19 protein-coding genes are annotated in these 19,785 nt (G+C 66.2%); 11 read left to right on the forward strand and 8 right to left on the reverse strand.

Going from position 1 to position 19,785, the window contains the following annotated elements:
• Window positions 1–106: 106 nt before the first annotated feature.
• A complete protein-coding gene (locus AC1X6S_RS15715; protein ID WP_483406681.1) occupies window positions 107–1,375 on the reverse strand; it encodes an alpha-hydroxy acid oxidase in 1,269 nt (422 codons plus the stop codon).
• Between the two features lie 50 nt (window positions 1,376–1,425).
• Complete coding sequence (locus tag AC1X6S_RS15720) at window positions 1,426–2,184, reverse strand: FadR/GntR family transcriptional regulator (RefSeq protein WP_483406682.1); 759 nt, start codon at window positions 2,182–2,184, stop codon at window positions 1,426–1,428.
• A gap of 107 nt (window positions 2,185–2,291) precedes the next feature.
• Between AC1X6S_RS15720 and AC1X6S_RS15725 the strand changes: the two genes are divergently transcribed.
• Genes AC1X6S_RS15725 through AC1X6S_RS15735 form a run of 3 tightly spaced genes read left to right on the forward strand, consistent with a single transcriptional unit; the run spans window position 2,292 to window position 4,040 of the window.
• On the forward strand, window positions 2,292–2,750 hold the full coding sequence (locus AC1X6S_RS15725; RefSeq protein ID WP_483406683.1) for a hypothetical protein: 459 nt from the start codon (window positions 2,292–2,294) through the stop codon (window positions 2,748–2,750).
• On the forward strand, window positions 2,750–3,136 hold the full coding sequence (locus tag AC1X6S_RS15730; protein WP_483406684.1) for a transcriptional regulator: 387 nt from the start codon (window positions 2,750–2,752) through the stop codon (window positions 3,134–3,136). The genes AC1X6S_RS15725 and AC1X6S_RS15730 overlap by 1 nt, the downstream gene beginning before the upstream one ends.
• Before the next feature lie 37 nt (window positions 3,137–3,173).
• Window positions 3,174–4,040, forward strand: a complete 867-nt coding sequence (locus AC1X6S_RS15735; RefSeq protein WP_483406685.1) for an alpha/beta hydrolase — start codon at window positions 3,174–3,176, stop codon at window positions 4,038–4,040.
• Between the two features lie 79 nt (window positions 4,041–4,119).
• Here the strand turns inward: AC1X6S_RS15735 and AC1X6S_RS15740 are convergent, their stop codons facing one another.
• Window positions 4,120–5,040 (reverse strand): 2-hydroxyacid dehydrogenase, encoded by a 921-nt coding sequence (locus AC1X6S_RS15740; protein WP_483406686.1) that lies wholly within the window; start codon window positions 5,038–5,040, stop codon window positions 4,120–4,122.
• A gap of 77 nt (window positions 5,041–5,117) precedes the next feature.
• Between AC1X6S_RS15740 and AC1X6S_RS15745 the strand changes: the two genes are divergently transcribed.
• Window positions 5,118–5,336: an SCO4848 family membrane protein gene (locus AC1X6S_RS15745; protein WP_483406687.1), complete on the forward strand. Its 219-nt coding sequence runs from the start codon at window positions 5,118–5,120 to the stop codon at window positions 5,334–5,336.
• Between the two features lie 121 nt (window positions 5,337–5,457).
• Here AC1X6S_RS15745 and AC1X6S_RS15750 read toward each other — a convergent pair whose 3' ends face one another.
• From AC1X6S_RS15750 to AC1X6S_RS15760, 3 genes are all read right to left on the reverse strand, one after another.
• Window positions 5,458–6,939: a rhamnulokinase gene (locus AC1X6S_RS15750; RefSeq protein ID WP_483406688.1), complete on the reverse strand. Its 1,482-nt coding sequence runs from the start codon at window positions 6,937–6,939 to the stop codon at window positions 5,458–5,460.
• Window positions 6,940–7,060: 121 nt separating this feature from the next.
• Window positions 7,061–9,097, reverse strand: coding sequence for a bifunctional aldolase/short-chain dehydrogenase (locus AC1X6S_RS15755; RefSeq protein WP_483406689.1), 2,037 nt, complete (start codon window positions 9,095–9,097; stop codon window positions 7,061–7,063).
• A gap of 81 nt (window positions 9,098–9,178) precedes the next feature.
• Complete coding sequence (locus AC1X6S_RS15760; RefSeq protein WP_483406690.1) at window positions 9,179–9,940, reverse strand: DeoR/GlpR family DNA-binding transcription regulator; 762 nt, start codon at window positions 9,938–9,940, stop codon at window positions 9,179–9,181.
• Window positions 9,941–10,129: 189 nt separating this feature from the next.
• Between AC1X6S_RS15760 and AC1X6S_RS15765 the strand changes: the two genes are divergently transcribed.
• The 6 genes from AC1X6S_RS15765 (at window position 10,130) to AC1X6S_RS15790 (ending at window position 16,418) form a co-directional block, all read left to right on the forward strand.
• On the forward strand, window positions 10,130–10,945 hold the full coding sequence (locus AC1X6S_RS15765) for a DeoR/GlpR family DNA-binding transcription regulator (RefSeq protein WP_483406691.1): 816 nt from the start codon (window positions 10,130–10,132) through the stop codon (window positions 10,943–10,945).
• 103 nt (window positions 10,946–11,048) lie between these two features.
• Window positions 11,049–12,077, forward strand: coding sequence for an autoinducer 2 ABC transporter substrate-binding protein (locus AC1X6S_RS15770; protein ID WP_483406692.1), 1,029 nt, complete (start codon window positions 11,049–11,051; stop codon window positions 12,075–12,077).
• Between the two features lie 63 nt (window positions 12,078–12,140).
• On the forward strand, window positions 12,141–13,676 hold the full coding sequence (locus AC1X6S_RS15775; RefSeq protein WP_483406693.1) for a sugar ABC transporter ATP-binding protein: 1,536 nt from the start codon (window positions 12,141–12,143) through the stop codon (window positions 13,674–13,676).
• Window positions 13,673–14,683: an ABC transporter permease gene (locus AC1X6S_RS15780; protein ID WP_483406694.1), complete on the forward strand. Its 1,011-nt coding sequence runs from the start codon at window positions 13,673–13,675 to the stop codon at window positions 14,681–14,683. Before AC1X6S_RS15775 ends, AC1X6S_RS15780 begins: the two co-directional genes overlap by 4 nt.
• Complete coding sequence (locus AC1X6S_RS15785; RefSeq protein ID WP_483406695.1) at window positions 14,680–15,762, forward strand: ABC transporter permease; 1,083 nt, start codon at window positions 14,680–14,682, stop codon at window positions 15,760–15,762. Before AC1X6S_RS15780 ends, AC1X6S_RS15785 begins: the two co-directional genes overlap by 4 nt.
• A 77-nt stretch (window positions 15,763–15,839) precedes the next feature.
• Window positions 15,840–16,418: a dienelactone hydrolase family protein gene (locus tag AC1X6S_RS15790; RefSeq protein WP_483406696.1), complete on the forward strand. Its 579-nt coding sequence runs from the start codon at window positions 15,840–15,842 to the stop codon at window positions 16,416–16,418.
• 43 nt (window positions 16,419–16,461) lie between these two features.
• Here AC1X6S_RS15790 and rhaI read toward each other — a convergent pair whose 3' ends face one another.
• Window positions 16,462–17,628, reverse strand: coding sequence for an L-rhamnose isomerase (rhaI, locus tag AC1X6S_RS15795; RefSeq protein WP_483406697.1), 1,167 nt, complete (start codon window positions 17,626–17,628; stop codon window positions 16,462–16,464).
• Window positions 17,629–17,808: 180 nt separating this feature from the next.
• Window positions 17,809–18,138, reverse strand: a complete 330-nt coding sequence (locus AC1X6S_RS15800) for an L-rhamnose mutarotase (RefSeq protein ID WP_483406698.1) — start codon at window positions 18,136–18,138, stop codon at window positions 17,809–17,811.
• A gap of 183 nt (window positions 18,139–18,321) precedes the next feature.
• On the opposite strand from AC1X6S_RS15800, the gene AC1X6S_RS15805 reads away from it, so the two are divergent.
• Window positions 18,322–19,365: a LacI family DNA-binding transcriptional regulator gene (locus AC1X6S_RS15805; protein WP_483406699.1), complete on the forward strand. Its 1,044-nt coding sequence runs from the start codon at window positions 18,322–18,324 to the stop codon at window positions 19,363–19,365.
• Window positions 19,366–19,785 lie beyond the last annotated feature (420 nt).

The raw sequence follows: 19,785 nt of genomic DNA on the forward strand, positions 1-19,785 counted from the left end.
GCGTTGAGCTGGTGCGTTCTTGCGGGTGGTGCTTCGGGAGGAAAATCCGGGGCCCGTCCACGCATGGACGATGGGCCGCCGGATCTTCCTCCCGAAGGGTTCGGGTCTACCGCTGGGCAGCCGCGACGGCGTCAGCAGCGGGTGATGCGTACGGCACCAGTCGGGCCAGCTGGGTCACGTGGCGCGGCTCGAGCTCGTCGAGGCTCGCGACACCGAGCAGCTTCATGGTGCGGGTGATCTCCTCCGAGAGGATCTCGATCGTGCGGTCGACACCCTGGCGCCCACCGGCCATGAGGCCGTAGAGGTACGCGCGTCCGATGAGCGTGAACTGGGCGCCCAGAGCAACGGATGCCACGATGTCGGCACCGTTCATGATGCCGGTGTCGAGGTGAACCTCGACCTCGTTGCCGACCTCGCGAACGACGGAGGGAAGCAGGTGAAACGGGATCGGCGCACGGTCGAGCTGGCGCCCGCCGTGGTTCGACAGCACGATCGCGTCGGCACCGAGTTCGACGGCGAGCCGCGCATCGGCGACGGACTGGATGCCCTTGACGACGAGCTTGCCCTTCCACTGCTCGCGGATGAACCTGACCTCGTCGGGTCCGACCGTCGGGTCGAACATCGTGTCGATGAGCGCGGCGACGGTTCCTGACCATCGGTCGAGGCTCGCGAAGGCGAGGGGCTCCGTGGTGAGGAAGTTGATCCACCAGGCTGGGCGAGGCAGCGCGTTGATTACGGTCTTGGGGGTAAGTGCCGGCGGAATCGAGAAGCCGTTCTTCACATCGCGGAGGCGGGCGCCGCCGACCGGGGTGTCGACGGTGACCATGAGGGTGTCGTACCCGGCAGCCTGGGCCCGGTCGACGAGCGCGAGCGACCGGTCGCGGTCGGTCCACATGTAGAGCTGGAACCAGTTGCGTCCGCCCGGTGCTGCCGCGGCGACGTCCTCGATCGACGTCGTTCCCATGGTGGAGAGAGTGAACGGGATGCCTGCGGCCTCGGCCGCCGTCGCTCCCGCGCGCTCGCCCTCGGTCTGCATCATCCGGGTGAAGCCGGTCGGCGCGATACCGAACGGCATCGCGCTCGTCTTGCCGAGCACCTCGCGGGTAGTGTCGACCTGCGATACGTCGCGGAGGACCGACGGGTGGAACTCGATGTCCTGGAACGCCTGACGCGCACGAGTGAGCGAGATCTCGCCCTCGGCCGCGCCGTCGGTGTAGTCGAACGGTGCCTTCGGGGTGACGCGCTTGGCGATTGTGCGCAGGTCGGCGATGCTCGTCGCCGCGGCGAGCCGGCGGGTGCGCGCGTTGAACTCAGGCTTCTTGAACTGCATGAGCGGCGCGAGGTCGCGCACCTTCGGGATTCGTCTGTCGACCATGGGGTCTCCTTCTGTCGGGGTGGTGTGTTCGAGCTGCCACAAAGGGTTGTCTACGTGCCCCGCGGAGCGGCATCCGGAACCATTTCTGGCAAACCAACCGCTCGATGCGCGGGCAAGTCCGTCTCCGCGTAGTAGTTCGTGATGTGCGCGTGCACCGTCGACCGGGCGCTCGCCGCATCACCGGTCTCGATGGCCGCGACGATGTCGCGGTGTTCGGCCTTGAGGCGCGCCGCCGTCGCGGACCACGACGGCAGGGTCGCCGCTCCGGCCCGCACATAGCTCTCGATCGAGCTGCGCAGGCCGGCCATCGTCGCCGCGATCACCTGGTTGCCGGATGCTTCGGCCAGCGACAGGTGGAACTGGGCATCGAGTGCGAGAAACTCGGCGGCGGTGAGCGTGCGCGACTCCATGACGTCGAGCAGGGCCACGGATGCCTCGAGGCTCGGCCGCGGATCCGCGCCTGCGAGGTCGGCGGCTACGGCGGTCTCGAGCACGAGTCGCGTTGCCACGATGTCGGTCACGGCGAATCCCGTTGCCGCGACCTGCAGTCGCATGAGTGCCGACATCCCGCCGCCGGGGAGGGCGACGATGATCGCGCCCGAGTTCGGACCGGATCCGGTCGCGGTGCGGATCAGCCCGAGTACCTCGAGTACCCGAAGTGCTTCGCGCACGCTCGAGCGGCCGACGCCCAGGTCGGCGGAGAGGGCGCGTTCGCCGGGGAGATGGTCGCCGGGCCGCAAGCGGCCCTCGAGCAGGTCGCGCTCGATGGACTCGAGCACCACTTGCCAGGCGCGAGGTTCGTCCGTCACGCTGCTCCCGTCATTGGTGTGGTCTGACCACAGAGCCTACACCTCACGCGCGAGTGCGACGAAAAAGATTCTCGACTTTCCATGTCGGCAACTGTAGAGTTGCCGACATGGAAAGAGACGATGCCCTCAGTCCCCTGGCCGCCCAGGAGCAGCTCGATGCGTTGACGGCCGACGGTGCAACGGTCAGCGGGCGAACCACTGCTCCGCTCTGGTATGTGATCGCGCAGTCGCTCTGTATTGCCGGATTCGTCTTCTCGTTCAGCCTCGGCCACTGGCAGTCCATGGGTTTCGTGATCGCCGCGGTGGCGATGGTGCTCCTGGGGGTGCTGCGGCCCGCCATCACCGGTACCCGCGCCGAACCGTGGGTGTATCGGCGGTCGATGACGGTTGGCACGGCCCAACTGGTCTTCGTGGTTGCCCTCGTGGTGCTCGGCCCGTTCCTGGCGACCCTCGCCGATTCCGCCGTGCTGTTCGGTGCGATCGTGGTGGTGGCCTTCGGGGGGAGCCTTGCGCTCGGGATCGCGATGGAGCGCGCGCTCGCTCGCTCCATCGCGGAGGGTGAGTAATGGCGGCAGAAGCACGCTTCGATGAAGCGGTGCATGGCGTCGTGCGACTGCGGGTCTGCGGCATCCTTGCTCGCCTGGGCAGCAGCGAGTTCGCGCTGCTTCGGGACACTCTCGGTGTGAGCGATCCGACGCTGAGCAAACACCTCAAGCACCTTGAGCAGGCGGGGTACCTGAAGCTGGTCAAGGGGCCTGGCCTCGGTGGCCGAACCCGCACGTGGGCAGAACTCACCGACGAGGGCCGGGCCGCGTTCGACGGGCACGTCGCCTTCCTCCGCGAGGTGATCGACACCGACCCGGGCGCGATCGACGGCAGGTCAGGCGCGCCAGTCGCAACCGACGCCGGGTCAGGGGCGAGCGGCTCGGGCGCGACCGAAAGCGGAAGCTGACGTGGTTTTTCGGGTACGGCGCAGGGTGGGGTCTGCGATGGGGTTTGACGGGCTGGTTGTTTACGGGCCTCACGGCGACATTCCGGTCCGCTGGTACGAGGCGGCGGCATCCGATGGGTTCTGTCCTGTGCTGGTCTGGCTTCATGGCGGTGGGTTCTTCACGGGTGGGCTTGAGCAGCCCGAGTCGCACGACGTTGCGCTCGCCCTCGCGGGCAGGGGCATCACGGTCGTGACCGTCGATTATCGGCTGGTCCCGCTTCCCGGCCTGGCGCAGCTGGGCGCGCTCGCGGGCCGCGCCGCGGTGCGACACCCGGTGCCGAGTGACGACGTTGCCGCCGTCGTGCGGTGGGCGCGCGGGCGCGCTGGCGGCCCGATCTTCATGGGCGGGGCGAGCGCCGGCGCATGCCTTGCAGCCACGGCCACCCTGCGGATGACGGACGAGGGCTCGCCGGTGCTCGGCACGGTGCTGGCCTACGGTTTCTTCCACGCGGCTCTTCCCGCCCGCACGCCCGAGCTGCAATCCCGGCCGACCGGCCACCGCAGACTGACGCACGCGCCCTTTCTCCTCGACGCCGTCAACCGGAACTACGCCGGCTCAGCCACGGTGCTGTCGGAGCGACTCGCATTCCCCGGCGGGCATGACCTCGGCGGCTTCCCACCAACGCTGATGATCGACGCCGACAGGGACGTCATGCGTTCCTCTGCCGAGCGGTTCGCCGCTGAGCTTCGTGATGCGGGCACGGATGTCACGCGCCGTGTTCTCCCCGAGACCCACCACGCGTTCCTCAACCGTCCGGCGCTCCCGGAGTTCGCGACGGCGATCGACCTCATCGCCGAGTGGTCCGCGCGTCACGCGGATGACGGCCGGCGTTCGCGCCGGGAGAAGGAAGAAGAGGCCGGATAAGGATGAATTCCGGCTGGTGATCCTTATCTCACGGTTGTTTCCTTAGCTCGACGCTGTCGCCCGGCAAGCGGGTCAGATGCTAGGAGCGAAGCACCACGTTCTCGGGTTCTTCGCCCCGCAGCATCCGTTCGATCTGGCGTCGGGCGAGCTTCGCCATCCGCGGCATCATGGCCGTCGATGCGCCACCGACATGGGGGCTGATCAGCACGTTCTCGAGGGCGAAGAGCGGATGCCCGTCCGGCAGCGGCTCCGGATCGGTCACGTCGAGCGCGAACCGCAGGCGGCCCGATTCAGCGTGGCGAAGGATGGCATCCGTGTCGGCCACGGCGCCGCGCGCGATGTTCACCAGCAACGCCCCATCGGGCATGGCCGAGAGGAAGTTCTCGTCGACGAGGCCGGTCGTCTCCTCGGTGAGCGGAACCCCGACAATGACGATGTCGGCGGTGGGCAGCAGCTCGGGCAACTCGTCAATGCCGTGGATCTCGCCGCGCTCATCGCTCCGCGCGTGGGTCGCAACCCGAACGACGTTGACCTCGAAGGGGAGCAGGCGGTCCTCGATCGCCTTGCCGACTCCGCCGTAGCCGAGCAGCAGAACTGTCCGGTCCGCGACGCTCGCGTGCCTGGCGGGCGCCCACTTTCCCTTCTCTGCCGCGCGAACGAAGTCCGGGATGCCGCGCTGCGCCGCGAGCACGAGCGCCAGGGTGAGCTCGGCGGTCGAGGTCTCGTGCACCGAAGAAGCATTGGCGAACACATTCCCCGGTGGCAATACCTCGTCCATACCGTCGTATCCGATCGACTGGCTCTGCACCAGTTTTGTCGTCACGCCCTGAAGCGCCTCCAGCGTCTCCGGCGATCCCATGTAGGGCAGGATGACCATGTCGAAGGAGGACTCCGGCGCCGGGCCGGACATGTCCCACTCGACAAACTTGACGCCATCGATGTCGCCGATGGCCTTACGCAGGGTTTTGCCTGGGACGCTTACGAGCAACGGTTCAGTCATGACCTGAGCCTACCGAAGGCGGTCGTGCGCACCGCGGCATCCGGAGGGAGGTAGACAGCGCGCGGTAGATTCGACTAATGGATTCACCGCTTCTCGTCGCGCTCCTTCTCGCCAACGTCGTGTTCAACCTCATCGTCTGGCCGCCGCTCTACCGGCGCGTGGTGAAGGACCCGAGGGCTCGGGATGCCGCCGGCAAGGCAACGAAGTTCCTCACCGTGCACATCGTGCTGTTCGTTGTCGCCGGAGTGCTGACCCTCGCCAGCGCGATCGTCGCGATCGCGGCCCTCGTCGGCTAGCTCGCGCCCCTCGTCGAGCGCGCCACTTCCATGCCCGCGCTGCAGAAGTATCTGCAGCGCGGGCATGGAAGTGCAGCGGTGGGCGGGGTGCGGCTTCGGCGCCGCCGAGCCTGAGCCCGCGTCAGCCGTGCGGGCGGGCGCGCGGCTCGAACCGAACGGGCTCGAACGACGCCGCCACTCGCGCACGCAGCGACTCGAGGTCGCCCTCAATAAGTCCGACCGCGCGCGCCTGAACGAGCACGTTCCCGATCGCCGTCGCCTCCACCGGGCCGGCGAGCACCGGAAGCCCGGCCCGATCCGCTGTCAGCTGGCACAGCAACGTGTTGAGCGAGCCGCCGCCGACGATGTGGATCACCGAAACGTGCGTGCCCGCGAGACGTGACGCCGTCTGCACCGCGTGCGCGAAGGCATCCGCGAGGCTCTCGAGAATCGAGCGGGTGAACTCAGCCTGTGACTGCGGGACCGGCTGACCGGTCTCGCGCAGCAGCTCGGCGATGCGCGCGGGCATATCACCCGGCGGCATCAGCCGTGCGTCGTTCGCGTCGAATACCGGCACGGGTCCGGACACCGCAGCTGCCTGGCCGAGCAGGGTCGGCAGGTCGATGGGCGCTCCGGACTCCCGCTCCCAGGTGCGCACCGACTCGCTCAGCAGCCACAGCCCCATGACGTTGTGCAGGAACCGCACCCGCCCGTCGACTCCACCCTCGTTCGTGAAGTTGGCCTCCCGGCTCGACTCGGTGAGCACCGGTGAGTCGAGTTCGAGACCGACGAGACCCCAGGTGCCGCACGAAATATAGGCGGCATCGCCCGTCGTCATCGGAACACCCACAACAGCGGATGCCGTGTCGTGCGATCCGACCGCGGTCACGGGCACGCTCGGTGAGAGCCCGGTCCGCTCGGCGATCTGCGGCAGGAGCGTACCGATGCGGTCGCCGGGGAAAACGAGTGGGGCGAACAGCCGGCGCGGCAGGCCGAGCCGGCTCATCAGTGCCTCGTTCCACTCGCCGTCGACGGTGAGGAGCCCGGTCGTCGACGCGTTGGTGGACTCCGAGACGCGGGCGCCGGTGAGCCAGTGCGCGAGCAGGTCGGGGATCAGCAGCGCGGTGTCGGCGTCGTTGAGCCGATCGCCATCGGCGGCGAACTGGTAGAGCGTGTTGAACGCGAGGAACTGCAGGCCGTTCTCGGCGTACAACTCGCTGAACGGAACCTTCGCGTGCACCGCTTCGACGCCACGCTCGGTGCGACCGTCGCGGTAGTGGAACGGCTCGGCGAGCAGGTGCCCGCCCGAGAGCAGGCCATAGTCGACGGCCCATGAGTCGATGCCGATCGACGCCAGATTCGGGGCACGCGTCGCGGCCTCGGTGAGCCCGGTGAGCACCGATTCGTAGAGGCCAGTGATGTTCCAGCGCAGCCCGCCGTCGATCTCGACCGGGCCGTTCGCAAAGCGCGCCACGGGCTCGAGCCTCAGCTCGTTCGGCCCGACGTGGCCGAGCATGACCCGGCCACTCGTCGCGCCGAGGTCGACGGCCGCGACCGTGCCGACGGTGCCGACGGTGCCGACCGCGCCAGCCGGGACCGTGCCAGCCGCCCCGGTGCCGCTCACGCGACCACCTCGGTTGCCGTGCCGCCGAACGCATCAGTTCCGGCCGAGCACATCAGTTGCGCGCGATGTTCTCGACCGGAAGTGATGTTCTCGCCGCGCCCGCGCCCGCGCCCGAGCCCGCTCATCGCAGGAATGCGGCGGCAACACCGGCGTCGACCGGAATGTGCAGGCCCGTGGTGTGCGACAGGTCGCTCGTGCAGAGCACGAACACGGCGTTGGCGACGTTCTCCGGGACAACCTCGCGCTTGAGAATGGTGCGCTGGGCGTAGAACTTGCCGAGGTCCTCCTCTTCGATGCCGTAGGTCTTCGCACGATTGGCACCCCAGCCCGAGGCGAAGATTCCCGAACCGCGCACGACGCCGTCGGGGTTGATGCCGTTCACCTTCACGCCGTACTCACCGAGTTCGGCCGCGAGCAGTCGCACCTGGTGCGCCTGGTCGGCCTTGGTCGCCGAGTACGCGATGTTGTTCGGTCCGGCGAAGACCGAGTTCTTCGACGAGATGTAGATGATGTCTCCACCGAGCTTCTGCTCGATGAGCACGCGGGCAGCGGCCTTCGACACGAGGAACGATCCCTTGGCCATCACGTTGTGCTGCAGGTCCCAGTCCGCCTCGGTGGTCTCGAGCAGCGACTTCGACAGCGACAGTCCGGCGTTGTTCACGACAAGGTCGAGCCCGCCGAACGCGAGAACAGCGGCGTCAATCGCGGCCTGGACCGCCTGCTCGTTCGAGACATCCGCCGCGATGCCGATCGCGACATCCGTGTTTCCGATTTCTGCGGCAGCGGCCTGTGCCTTTTCGAGCGACAGGTCGGCGATCACGACGCAGGCACCCTCGGCGGCGAGGCGGGTGGCGATGGCCTTGCCGATTCCGGATGCCGCGCCCGTGACGAGAGCGATGCGGGTCGCGAGCGGCTTCGGCTTCGGCATGCGCTGGAGCTTGGCCTCCTCGAGCGCCCAGTACTCGATGCGGAACTTCTCGGCTTCGTCGATCGGCGCGTAGGTCGAGAGTCCCTCGGCGCCCCGCATCACGTTGATCGCGTTGAGATAGAACTCGCTCGCAACGCGCGCGGTCTGCTTGTTCGCGCCGTAGCTGAACATGCCGACCCCTGGAACGAGAATGATGAGCGGGTCAACTCCACGGATCGCGGGGGAGTCGGCCGTCGCGTTGCGGTCGTAGTAGGACTGGTAGTCCGCGCGGTACTCCTCGTGGAGGACCTGCAGGCGCTCGATCGTCTCTTCCACCGAAGCGGATGCCGGCAGGTCGACGACAAGCGGCTTCACCTTGGTGCGGAGGAAGTGGTCAGGGCAGCTCGTTCCGAGCGCGGCGAGACGCGGGTGCTCGGCGCTGCCGAGGAAGTCGAGGACGACAGCGTGGTCCGTGAAGTGGCCGACCTGCGGCTTGTCTGTTGAGGCGAGTCCACGGAGGGTCGGCGCGAGCGCTGCAGCCTTGGCGCGACGCTCGGCGAGGGGGAGGGCTTCGTAGCCGTCGAGCTCGGGGCCGAATGGCTCGGGACGCGAGTGGGTCGCGATGTACTCAGCGGCGGTGTTGATGATCCAGAGCGAGTTCTTCTCGGACTCGTCGCTGGTGTCTCCCCACGCGGTGATGCCGTGTCCGCCGAGGATGCAGCCGATGGCATCCGGGTTCTTCGCCTTGATCTCGGCGATGTCGAGGCCGAGCTGGAAGCCGGGACGGCGCCAGGGAACCCAGACGACCTTGTCTCCGAAGATGGTCTTCGTGAGCTCTTCGCCGTCTGCTGCTGTCGCGATCGCGATGCCGGAGTCGGGGTGCAGGTGGTCGACGTGAGCGGCGTCGACGAGGCCGTGCATAGCGGTGTCGATCGACGGGGCAGCGCCGCCCTTACCGTGGAGCGTGTAGTCGAAGGCCGCGACCATTTCGTCTTCGCGCTCGACGCCGGGGTAGACGTGAGTGAGCGCCCGCATGCGGTCGAGGCGGAGCACGGCGAGGCCCGACTCGGTGAGGGTGCCGAGGTCGCCGCCGGATCCCTTGACCCAGAGCAGCTCGACGTCGTCGCCGGTCACGGGGTCGGTGTCGACGCCCTTGGCCGATGTGTTGCCGCCGGCGTAGTTCGTGTTTTTCGGGTCGGCGCCCAGCCGGTTGCTCCGGGCGATCAGTGCCGCTGCGGTCTCGTTCGTCATGCGCGTCTCCCGTTGTTCGTTCATGTTAACTCTTACAGAAAGTAACACCGGCCGTTGCGTCGGTCAAGGAGGCGCCCCCGGTCAGGCGAGTTCGACGAGGTTCCTGTACGGATCGAGCCTGGCGTCGGCGGGATCGAGTTCGGTGACCATGAGGCTCACCCGCTCCCAGTCCAGGGCGCGGGCGAGGGCACGCTGGCCGAGTTTGGTGGAGTCCACGAGGAGGACTGTTTCGTCCGCCGCCGCGACGAACGCGAGCTTGACCTGCGCCTCCGCGAGGGTGACCTCACTCGTTCCGCGTTCGGGGTCGACCGCGCCCGCCGAGGTAAAGAAGTGCGAGTAGTGCAGCGAACCGGCCGCCTGGCATGCGAGCAGGCCCACGAAGCTGTCGGTGCGTTCCTCGGCCTCACCGCCGATGAGCAGCGGCATCCCCCCGAGGCGCCGCGCACTCTGGAAATTCTCGTACGAGTTCGTGGCAACGGTGAGGTCAGCGCCCGATCCCTCCATGCGCGCGAGTACGGTTCCCGCGGTGGACGACGCATCGAATGCGACAGCACCGGTCGCGGGCATCAATGCAAGCGCCTTGTCGGCGATGACGCGCTTCGCCTCGGCGCCCGTCGACATCCGGTCAACAAAGGAGCGCGGTTTGAGGGAGGGCACCGCGCCGCCGCGGACCCGGCGAAGGCGGCCCTCGGTCTCGAGGTCGGCGAGGTCGCGTCGCACGGTCATCGCCGAGACGCCGAGGCTTTCCGCTGCCTCGTCGAGACGGATGATTCCGTCGGCGGTGAGGATGCCGAGCAGGCGCTCCCGGCGGGACTCCGCGTCGACGGTCGATGTTGTTGCCATGTTCCCGCTCCTCGGTCTGGACTGAAATGCTACAGCCAGGCGTTATCGCGGGGCGCGCTCCCCCTGCGAGGGCAGGACCCCAACGCAAGCGTTCCGCAACGTTTTGATTTCGTTTCTTGACGTGAACTGACGATCGGCCTATCTTTCGAGACAAAGCTGAGAGTTCGTCACTTGCCGAACGGAGGAGCGATGAGTCGATACGACTTCGTGCGTGAAGAGGCGATTCTCGATGACCTCCTCGCCAAGGGACGCGTCACGGTCAACGATCTCGCGACGCGGCTCGGAGTCTCAGCGGTCACCGTGCGCAAGGATCTCGACCTGCTCCAACAGCGATCGCTCCTCCGTCGCGTCCGCGGGGGCGCCGTCGCAACGGTCCCACGTGAGGAAGACGCTTTCGAGAGCCGACTGCGTGCCAATGCCGGGGCCAAGCGCGCCATCGCGCGGGCGGCCGCGGCGCTGGTGCAGGATGGCGATGTCATCGCGATCGACTCGTCGTCGACGACGTATTACCTCGCGACCGAACTGACCGGCCGCACCGGCCTGGTCGTCGTGACCAACGGCATCCGCCTCGCCAGTCTCCTGATGGAGCGTACGGATGCCACGGTCATCCTCCCAGGGGGAGTGGTGCGCCGCGCATCGCGATCGGTCGTCGGCGCGTTCTCGGATGTGCTCGAGGGGCGCGGTCGGGTGAAGACGGGCTTTTTTGGAGCATCGAGCGTGTCGCGGAGCCTGGGCCTGCTCGAGCTGTCGACGGAGGAGTGCGAGGCGAAGCGGGGGCTCGCGCGCTCGTGCGATTCGGTGGTCGGTCTGTTCACCGCGGCGAAGGCCTCCGGCTTCGGCCTGCACGCGTTTGTGGACCCGGACCACATCACGGCGCTGTACACCGACGATGCAGTGGGTCCGGAGTTCCGGGAGGCGTGGCAGGGCGCCGGGGTGGACGTCACCGTGGTCGCGATGCCGGCGCCTGGCCCGGCACGCGAAATTCCCGAGGAGGTACCGGCGTGACCGGCGGCTCACACGAACCAGGAGAAACACCTCGCGGCGGCAGTGTCGCGACCGTCTGGGCGATGTCGCCCGGTTCAGAGAAGAAAGAGGCACAACTGTGTTGATGAGAAGGAAGACACTGGCGGTCGGCGCGCTCGCGCTGACCGCGGCGCTCGCCATGACCGCATGCACGAGTCGTGGCGACGCGGGTGGTGGCGACGCGGGCGGAGGCGGCGGCGACGAGCAGGTCACCGTTGCATTCGTGCCGAAGCTGCAGGGCATTCCCTACTTCGAAGCGATGAACGCCGGTGGCGAGGCGGCCGCGGAGGAGCTCGGCATCGAATGGCTCTATCAGGGACCGACAACAGCGGATGCCGCGGCGCAGGCAGACATCGTTCGCTCGTTCATCCAGCAGGGCGTCGACGCGCTCATCGTCGCGCCCAACGATCCTGACTCCATGGCACCGCTGCTGCAGGAGGCCGCTGATGCCGGCATCCAGGTAGCGACGAGCGATACCGACGCCCCGAGCTCGGTGCGCGAGGTGTTCGTGAACCAGGCGTCGGTCGAGGGCATCGGCGAGGGCCTCACCGATGCGCTGCTCGACGCGATGGGCGGATCAGGCAAATACGCCATCGTGTCGTGCGGGGAGACGGCGGCGAACCTGAACGCGTGGATCGAGGTGCAGGAGGAGTACACCGCCGAAGAGTACCCTGACGCCGAAATCGTGGACATCGTCTACGCCGGTGAGGACCAGGCTATGGCGACCTCGATGGCAACCGACCTCATGAATGCTCACCCGGATCTCACCGGGCTGGTCGGCGAATGCACGTCGAGCGCCCCCGGCGTTGCCCAGGCGGTGTCGGATGCCGGCAAGGTCGGCCAGGTGTTCACGGTCGGCCTCGGAACCCCCCAGTCGATGAAACCGTACCTGGAAGACGGTTCATCGAGTGCGTCGATCCTCTGGGACGTCGAGGCACTCGGTTACCTCACCGCGTGGACCGGGTTGCAGCTCGCCGAAGGTAACGAACTCGAGGCGACGAACAACGTGAGCGATGACCTGCCAGAGGTGGAGTACGACTCCGAGTCGAAGGTTCTTCTGCTCGGGCCTCCCCTCACCATCACGACGGAGAACGTCGACGAGTTCGACTACTGACAGCAAGAAGCGGTGGTCGGGACGGCGCGACGAGAGTCGCCCGTCCCGACCGGGAGGGATCTCATGCCCGGCAATATCGATACCCCGGCGGCCGTGCTTCCGCGCCTCGCCCTTTCGGGCGTCTCAAAGAGCTACGGCGGCGTTCGGGCCATCAGGAACGCCGACATCGCGGTGGCACCCGGCACGGTGCACGCCCTCGTCGGCGAGAACGGCGCGGGCAAGTCGACGCTCATCAAGATCGTGGCGGGAGCGGAACGCGCCGATGCGGGTCGACTCGAATTCGATGGTCGTCCCGTCACGATTTCATCAACGACGGATGCCATCGGGCTCGGTGTGCAGACGGTCTACCAGGAGCCGCAGCTCTTTCCGGAACTCAGCGTTGCCGAGAATGTCTTTGTGGGGCGCGAGCTCACGAAGGGGATTCGTGTCGACTGGGCCGGGCAGGCCGACCAGATGGGTCAGCTTCTCGACACAGTGGGACTCAGCGTCGGCATCGCGACCCAGCCCGTCGGCAGTCTGTCCATCGCCCAGCAGCAGCAGGTGTCGATAGCGAAGGCGCTCGCCGGAGACGCGAGGGTGCTCATCCTCGACGAGCCGTCAGCGATCCTCACCGACGCTGAGATCGACGTGCTGTTCGGCGTGATCCGCAGGCTGACCGCGACGGGGGTCGCCGTCATCTACATCTCCCATCGCCTCGACGAGCTGTTTCGCATCGCCGATGTGGTGACCATCATGCGCGACGGTGAGACGATCACAACCCGGCCGATCGCCGACCTCACGGTCCGGCAAATTGCGGAACTCATGGTCGGAGGGGTTCTCGCCGAGCCGCGTGGCGATGGTGAGGCGACTCGCGGTGCCGTCGTGCTCGAACTCGACGCACTGAGCCTCGCGAATGCGTTCGAGAACGTCAGCTTCAGTGTCCCGTCGGGTGAGATCCTCGGCCTGTACGGCCTCATTGGTTCAGGTGCCGGCGAGATCGCCAGCACGATCTACGGAATGCAGCGACCGACAGCGGGGCGGATGCTGGTGAATGGTGAGCCGGTCGTGATCAGTCGTCCGTCCTCAGCGAGGAAGCGTGGCATCCATCTGCTCCCCGCTGATCGCTCTGCTCAGGGGGCGTTCTCTTTTCAGAGCATCGCCTTCAACATCACGATCGGAGAGCTTCACCTGCTGTCGCGGGTGCGGGGGTGGGTCGAGCGACGTGTCGAACGTGACATCGCGCGGGACTTCATCACCAGGCTCGCGGTGAAGACGCCGAGCGAGCGTCAGCCGATCAGCGCCATGTCAGGTGGTAACGCACAGAAGGTGGTTCTCGCGCGACAACTCGTCAGCCGACCGGAGCTCCTCGTACTCGTCGAGCCGACCCAGGGCGTCGACGTCGGTGCCAAGGAAGAGATCCACCGCATCATCGACGACCTGGCCAGCGAGGGGACCGCGGTACTCGTGGTGACGAGCGACCTGGGTGAGGTCCTGCGGATCTCCGACCGCATTCTGGTGATCCGCAGCGGCGAGATCGCGCGGGAGTTCAGCCCGGATGCCACCCAGGTCGAGATCCTGGCGGCTGCGGCCGGCGAAGCGGGCAGGGAGGAGACGTCATGACGGCGCTCGCCACCGGACCAGCGGAGAAGGCGATGGTCCGTCGCATCCTGCCGCCACCGGTCACCGGGCAGGAGTTCGTTCTCGTTGGCGTGATCGCCGTGCTCTGGGCGTTGCTCGGAGTGTTCACTCCGTCGTTCCTGAGCGCGTCGTCGATCCAGCCGCTGTTCGTGTCGGTTGCGCCGATCGCCCTGATCGGTGTCGGGATGACGTTCATCATCATCACCGCCGGCATCGATGTGTCGGTGGGAGGGGCAATTGCGCTCTGCGCCGTCGTCACCGCAAAGCTGCTCGTCGACGTGAACGTTCCGCTCGTCGTCGCTGTGCTCGTGAGCATGGTCCTCGGCACGGTGCTCGGTCTCATCAACGGCACCCTGATTGCGTACGGCCGGGTGCACGCCATCATCATCACCTTCGGAACCGCGAACATTTTCCAGTTCTTCGCGCTGCGGACCTTCGGGTCATCGACGGTCAACAACATCCCGTCCACCCTCGACGTCTTCGGGCGGGGCGAGTCCGGGCGGACGCTCGGGGTGCCGCACAGCTTCGCGATCACGATTCTCATCGTGCTTGTGGCGTGGTGGTATTTGAGGAACACGGCAGGGGGCAGGCACTTCTTCGCGATCGGTGGAAATGCGAACGCGGCTCGCCTCGCCGGGGTGAAGGTGCAGCCGCGCGTCGTGCTCGCGTACGCGATCACCGGTGCCCTGGTCGGCCTCGGAGCCTGCTTCTTCATCGCAGCGGGCACGTCGACGCTCGACCAGGGCGTCGGCACCGGTCGTGAGCTCGCGGTCATCGCCGCCGTCGTGATCGGGGGAACCTCGATTCTCGGTGGCCGCGGCTCGGTGATCGGCACGCTGCTCGGCGCGATTCTTGTGCAGACGGTCAACTCGGGTGTGACCCAGCTGGGCTGGCCCTCACAGCTCGCGAACCTGTTCGTCGGGGTCTTCATCATCGTCGCCGTCGGCACGGACCTGCTGCGCGAGCGGGCACGGAGGAGGAAAGCATGAGTGTCACGACCGAGGCTCCGGTCACCAGGCCCGATGAATCCAGGCGAAGCATTGGTGCGCGTGCGCTCGAAGCGCTCCTCACCCAGCGCATTGTCCTGCTCGCTGTCCTCATCGTTGTCGTGCTCGTCGTGATGACCGTTCTCGACGGTGTCGGCGTGCTGAGCGGGTCATACAACCCGGACTACCTCGCCGCATCGCTCATCAACGCCGTTCCCCTCGCCATGCTGGGTCTCGCGCAGCTCGGGGTCATCCTCTCCGGACGCGGGGGCATCGACCTGTCCGTCGGTTCGATGGTTTCGGTGACGGGTATCGCGTTCGGGATGTCATACGGTCTCTGGGGCTGGAACCTCATCGTCGCGATGGTGTTCGCCGTCGTGCTCGGTGGCATCCTCGGTGGCATCAATGGGGCACTGGTGTCGTATATCGGTTTTCCGCCTTTGATCGCCACGCTTGCGACGTTCTATGCCTACCGTTCGATCGCGCTCGTGTGGAGTGGCCAGAAGCCGGTGAACTCGACCGAAATCCAGACCTTCTATTCCGCAGCGAAGGCTGTCGAGCTGCCGCTCATCGGGGCATACGTGCCGTTGATTCCGCTGGGGATCTTCACCTTCCTCATTCCGGTCGTCATCGTGGTCTGGGTGCTGCTCAACAAGACGACCTTTGGGCGCCGGGTGTACGCCCTCGGCACCAACGACACGGCGGCATCGTGGGCTGGCATCAACGTCCGCCCGAACCGCTTCGCCGTGTATGTGCTCTCGGGGGTGATCTCCGGACTCGTCGGGATCGTCACCGTCGCGCAGTTTGCGTCGGCGCGTCCGGATGCCGGTACCAGCGGCAACGGTATGGCGCTGCCTGCGATCACGATCGCCGTCCTCGGCGGGGTCGCGATCACCGGCGGCATCGGACGGGTGTCCGGAGTCGTTCTCGCAACGGTCCTCATCGTGTGGCTCAACGCCGGAATCCTGCTCGCGTTCCCGGGGAACGACGGTGTGCAGGTGCAACTGCTCGCGCTCGGTCTCGTGCTCGTGTTTGCTTCTCTCCTCAACGGGCTCACCAGGCGCAGGTACGGGGGCATCTGACACTGGCGGCGGTTCGAGCAGGTTGATATCCATGACGGCACGCCAACCGCGTGCGTAACCGGACGAAAGGGATTCTTATGGCCGAGGTTCTGCTGTTCCATCACGCGCAAGGCCTGACCCAGGGCATCCGCGAATTTGCCGAACTGCTCCGGCAGGCTGGTAATGAGGTTCACCTCCCCGATCTGTTCGACGGGCGGACGTTTGAAACCCTCGAGGAGGGCGTGAACCATGCCCGCGAGATTGGCTTCACCCAGATTCTGCGACGGGGGAGCGCGGCGGCCGCTGACCTGCCGAGCGACCTCGTCTACGCCGGTTTCTCCCTCGGGGTGATGCCGGCCCAGCTTCTCGCCCAATCGCGACCGGGCGGGCGCGGTGCACTGTTCTTCTCCGCTTGTCTGCCCGTCACCGAGTTCGGCGATGTCTGGCCGGCTGCGCTCCCCGTGCAGATCCACGCGACGGAGGGGGATCCCGAGTTCGTGGACTCCGGCGACATTGATGCCGCACGCACGCTCATCGAGCAGGCAGACGACGGTGAACTCTTTATCTATCCGGGCGACGCGCACCTCTTCGCGGACTCCAGTCTTCCGTCCTATGAACCCGATTCCGCGGAGCTTCTCAGCGGGCGCGTACTTCAGTTTCTCGATCGGGTCGGGTAGTAAGCCCCCGTACCTGGGCCCGTCGCGAACAGGCGCCGGACGCTTACGCCCCCCAGCCCGCCTGCTGGCCACCGACACGCTCAGCGGCGATCTGCTCCTGGTAACCGGATGCCGCGTATGCGGCCATCGGGTCGGCCGGAAGACCGCGGGACTCGCGCCACGCGGCCAGGTCGCCACGAACATCCGTATAGAAGGCATCCATGAGGATGCCATTCGCGCCGAGTACGTCGCCTGCGTTCTGCGCGGCAAGCAAGGCATCGCGGTCGACGAGCAGCGCACGCGCCGTCATCTCCTGAACGTTGAGTACGCTGCGGATCTGGCCGGGGATCTTGTCCTCGACGTTGTGGCACTGGTCGAGCATGAACGCGACGGGTGAGTCGTCGTCGAGCCCGCCTCCGCGAACGACCTCGTAGAGGATCCGGAACAGCTGGAACGGGTCGGCCGCACCGACGATGAGGTCGTCGTCGGCGTAGAAGCGCGAGTTGAAGTCGAACGAGCCGAGTTTGCCGAGGCGAAGCAGCTGGGCGACGATGAACTCGATGTTGGTGCCTGGAGCGTGGTGACCGGTGTCGAGGCAGACGAGGGCCTTGTCGCCGAGGGCGCTGACCTGGGCATAGCTCGTTCCCCAGTCGGGAACATCGGTGTGGTAGAAAGCCGGCTCGAAGAACTTGTACTCGAGCACGAGGCGCTGGTCATCGCCGAGGCGGTCGTAGATCTTCTGCAGCGATTCGGCGAGCCGGTCCTGACGACCGCGGATGTCACCCTGGCCCGGGTAGTTGGTACCGTCCGCGAGCCAGATTTTGAGATCCTGAGAGCCGGTCTCGCCCATGATGTCGATGCACTCGAAGTGGTGGTCAATGGCTTTCTGGCGGACAGCGCGGTCGGTGTGGGTGAGCGAGCCGAACTTGTAGATGTCGTCCTGGAATGTGTTCGAGTTCACGGTGCCGAGCGACACGTTGAGGTTGGCCGCGTAGTCACGAAGCGCGGCGTAGTCATCGACCTTGTCCCAAGGGATGTGGAGCGCCACCGTGGGAGCGAGTCCCGTGAGCTCGTTCACCTTTGCGGCATCCGAGAGCTTCTCCTGGATCGTGCGCGGGGTGCCGGGGGTGCCGAAGACCTTAAACCGGGTGCCGGAGTTGCCGAACGCCCACGAGGGGAGTTCGATGGCCTGTTTTTCCAGCGTGGCAAGTGCCGTGGAGTCGATCGTCATTGTTCTTCGTCCTTACTGAATTTCATGTGTGGGAACACGTTGCTGAATCGTTTCAGCTCAGAGCACCAAGTTATCAGAGAAGGGCGGTGCCGGCATAGCCCGCTTGCCTTCCGTGTGTAGCTTCTGCGTCCACGGCGAGACGGATGCCCCGGGCTGCGCCCGCGCACTCGCCAGGCGCGATCATGCCAGGTGGAAATACTCCTGCAGTGTTCGCATGGTCCGGTCGGGGGCGGTCTCCTCCGCGAAGTAACCAGCCATGGTTGCCTGCCACCGTTCGTTGACCTCGGTCCTGTCCATTTCGGCTCTGGCGCGATCAAAGTTGTCGGTTTCGAGGTAACCGACGACGAGTCCATCCTCCTTGCGGAGGAACAGGGAATAGTTGCGCCAGCCGCACGCACTCAGCGCCTCGAGCATCTCTGGCCAGACCGTCTCGTGCGCCGCGAGGTAGTCATCCACCCGTTCGGGCTTGAGGTTCATGAGGAAGCAGACGCGTTCGATCTCGGTGGACACTGTGAGCTCCTTTGATCAGTGAGGTCGGTACACGCGCTGGGGGTCCGGCCGGGTCGACGGGGCCTGCAACACGCGAATTGGATGAAATGATTCAACCGGATCTTTTGTATCACGCCAGCCGGACGCGCAGCGATCCACGGGTTCGCCTATACGCTGGCATCACCGGCCATGGAGGATTGCGTTATGGGAATGAGCGTTCGTGACGTAGCGAACCGTGCGGGAGTGTCTGTGGGGACTGTCTCCAACGTGCTCAACCGGCCGGACAAGGTATCGCCCCAGACTGTCGAGCGGGTACGAAAAGCCATCGACGAACTGGGGTTCGTGCGCAACGACGCGGCACGGCAACTCAGGGCTGGACGTAGTCTCAGCATCGGGCTGATTGTGCTCGATGTCTCGAACCCGTTCTTTACCGATGTCGCCCGAGGCGCCGAAGACCGTGCCGCCCAAGACGGGCTCACGGTCCTCCTCGGCAATAGCGACGAAAACGTCGAGCGTGAAGCGGCATACCTCGACCTCTTCGAGAAGCAGCGTGTCCACGGCGTCCTCATCTCGCCGGTCGGCGACAGTGTCGACAGGCTCGACCGCCTGCACACCAGGGGCATCCCGGCTGTTCTGGTCGACAGGCCGACCACCGACGAACGGTTCTCTTCGGTTGCCGTCGACGACGTCGCCGGCGGGTATCTCGCGGTGCGGCACCTCATTGATACGGGACGACGCCGGATCGCCGTCGTCGGTGGTCCTGCTCACCTGCGCCAGGTCGCCGATCGGCTCGCCGGCGCACGCAACGCCGCAGCAGAGACGGAAGGGATCACTCTCGAGTACATCGAAACTGACGCCCTCACTGTCCTCCAGGGCAGAAGAGTCGGAGAAACTGTACGGGAGCGGTCGGTCGCTGAGCGCCCGGACGGCCTGTTTGCCGCAAACGATCTCGTGGCGATGGGCCTCCTTCAGGCGCTCAGCATGCTCGGCACACTGTCGGTACCGGACGACATCGCGATCGTCGGCTACGACGACATCGACTTCGCTGTCGCAGCGGTGGTGCCCCTCACGTCAGTGAGGCAACCGAGCGCCCTCATCGGGTCGACCGCGGTCGACCTTCTCCTGAGGGAGGCGGAGGCACCGGATGATTTCACGCGCGAGCACATCGTGTTCCAGCCCGAATTGATCGTGCGGGAATCGACGATGCCGGGCGCATCCGGCGGGGCGAACACCTCACTAGTTTCGTGATGGTTGCACGAGCACCGGAGGCGACACGCCCGGCGTGCACGTGCAATTTGCCGGAGTGACGAAAGCCAACGTAGAGTAACTACTCGTCACCCCAAAGGTGCGGCTGAGCTTAGCTCGCCGGCCTCATGCGGGACCAAATCCTCACCTCAACTCCGTCACTCTTGAGTGTCGTTGTCTTGAGGTTTAGGATATAAAACCCACCCAGGAAGAACCGAAGAAATTCGGCGACTCTTGTGATGCCCAGCCTGGCTGGATGTCACGGGGAGCGGCCGGTTTTACCGGCTGATTCATGTGGTAGGGTAGAGAAGTTGCCCTGCGGAGCAGCCCGGAAGGGTGAAAAGCGGGAGCATCCGATCCTTGAGAACTCAACAGCGTGCACAATGTCAAATGCCAAATACCCGTTGACTCGACCTTTTCTGG

Source organism: Mycetocola sp. Y442, assembly GCF_056898615.1.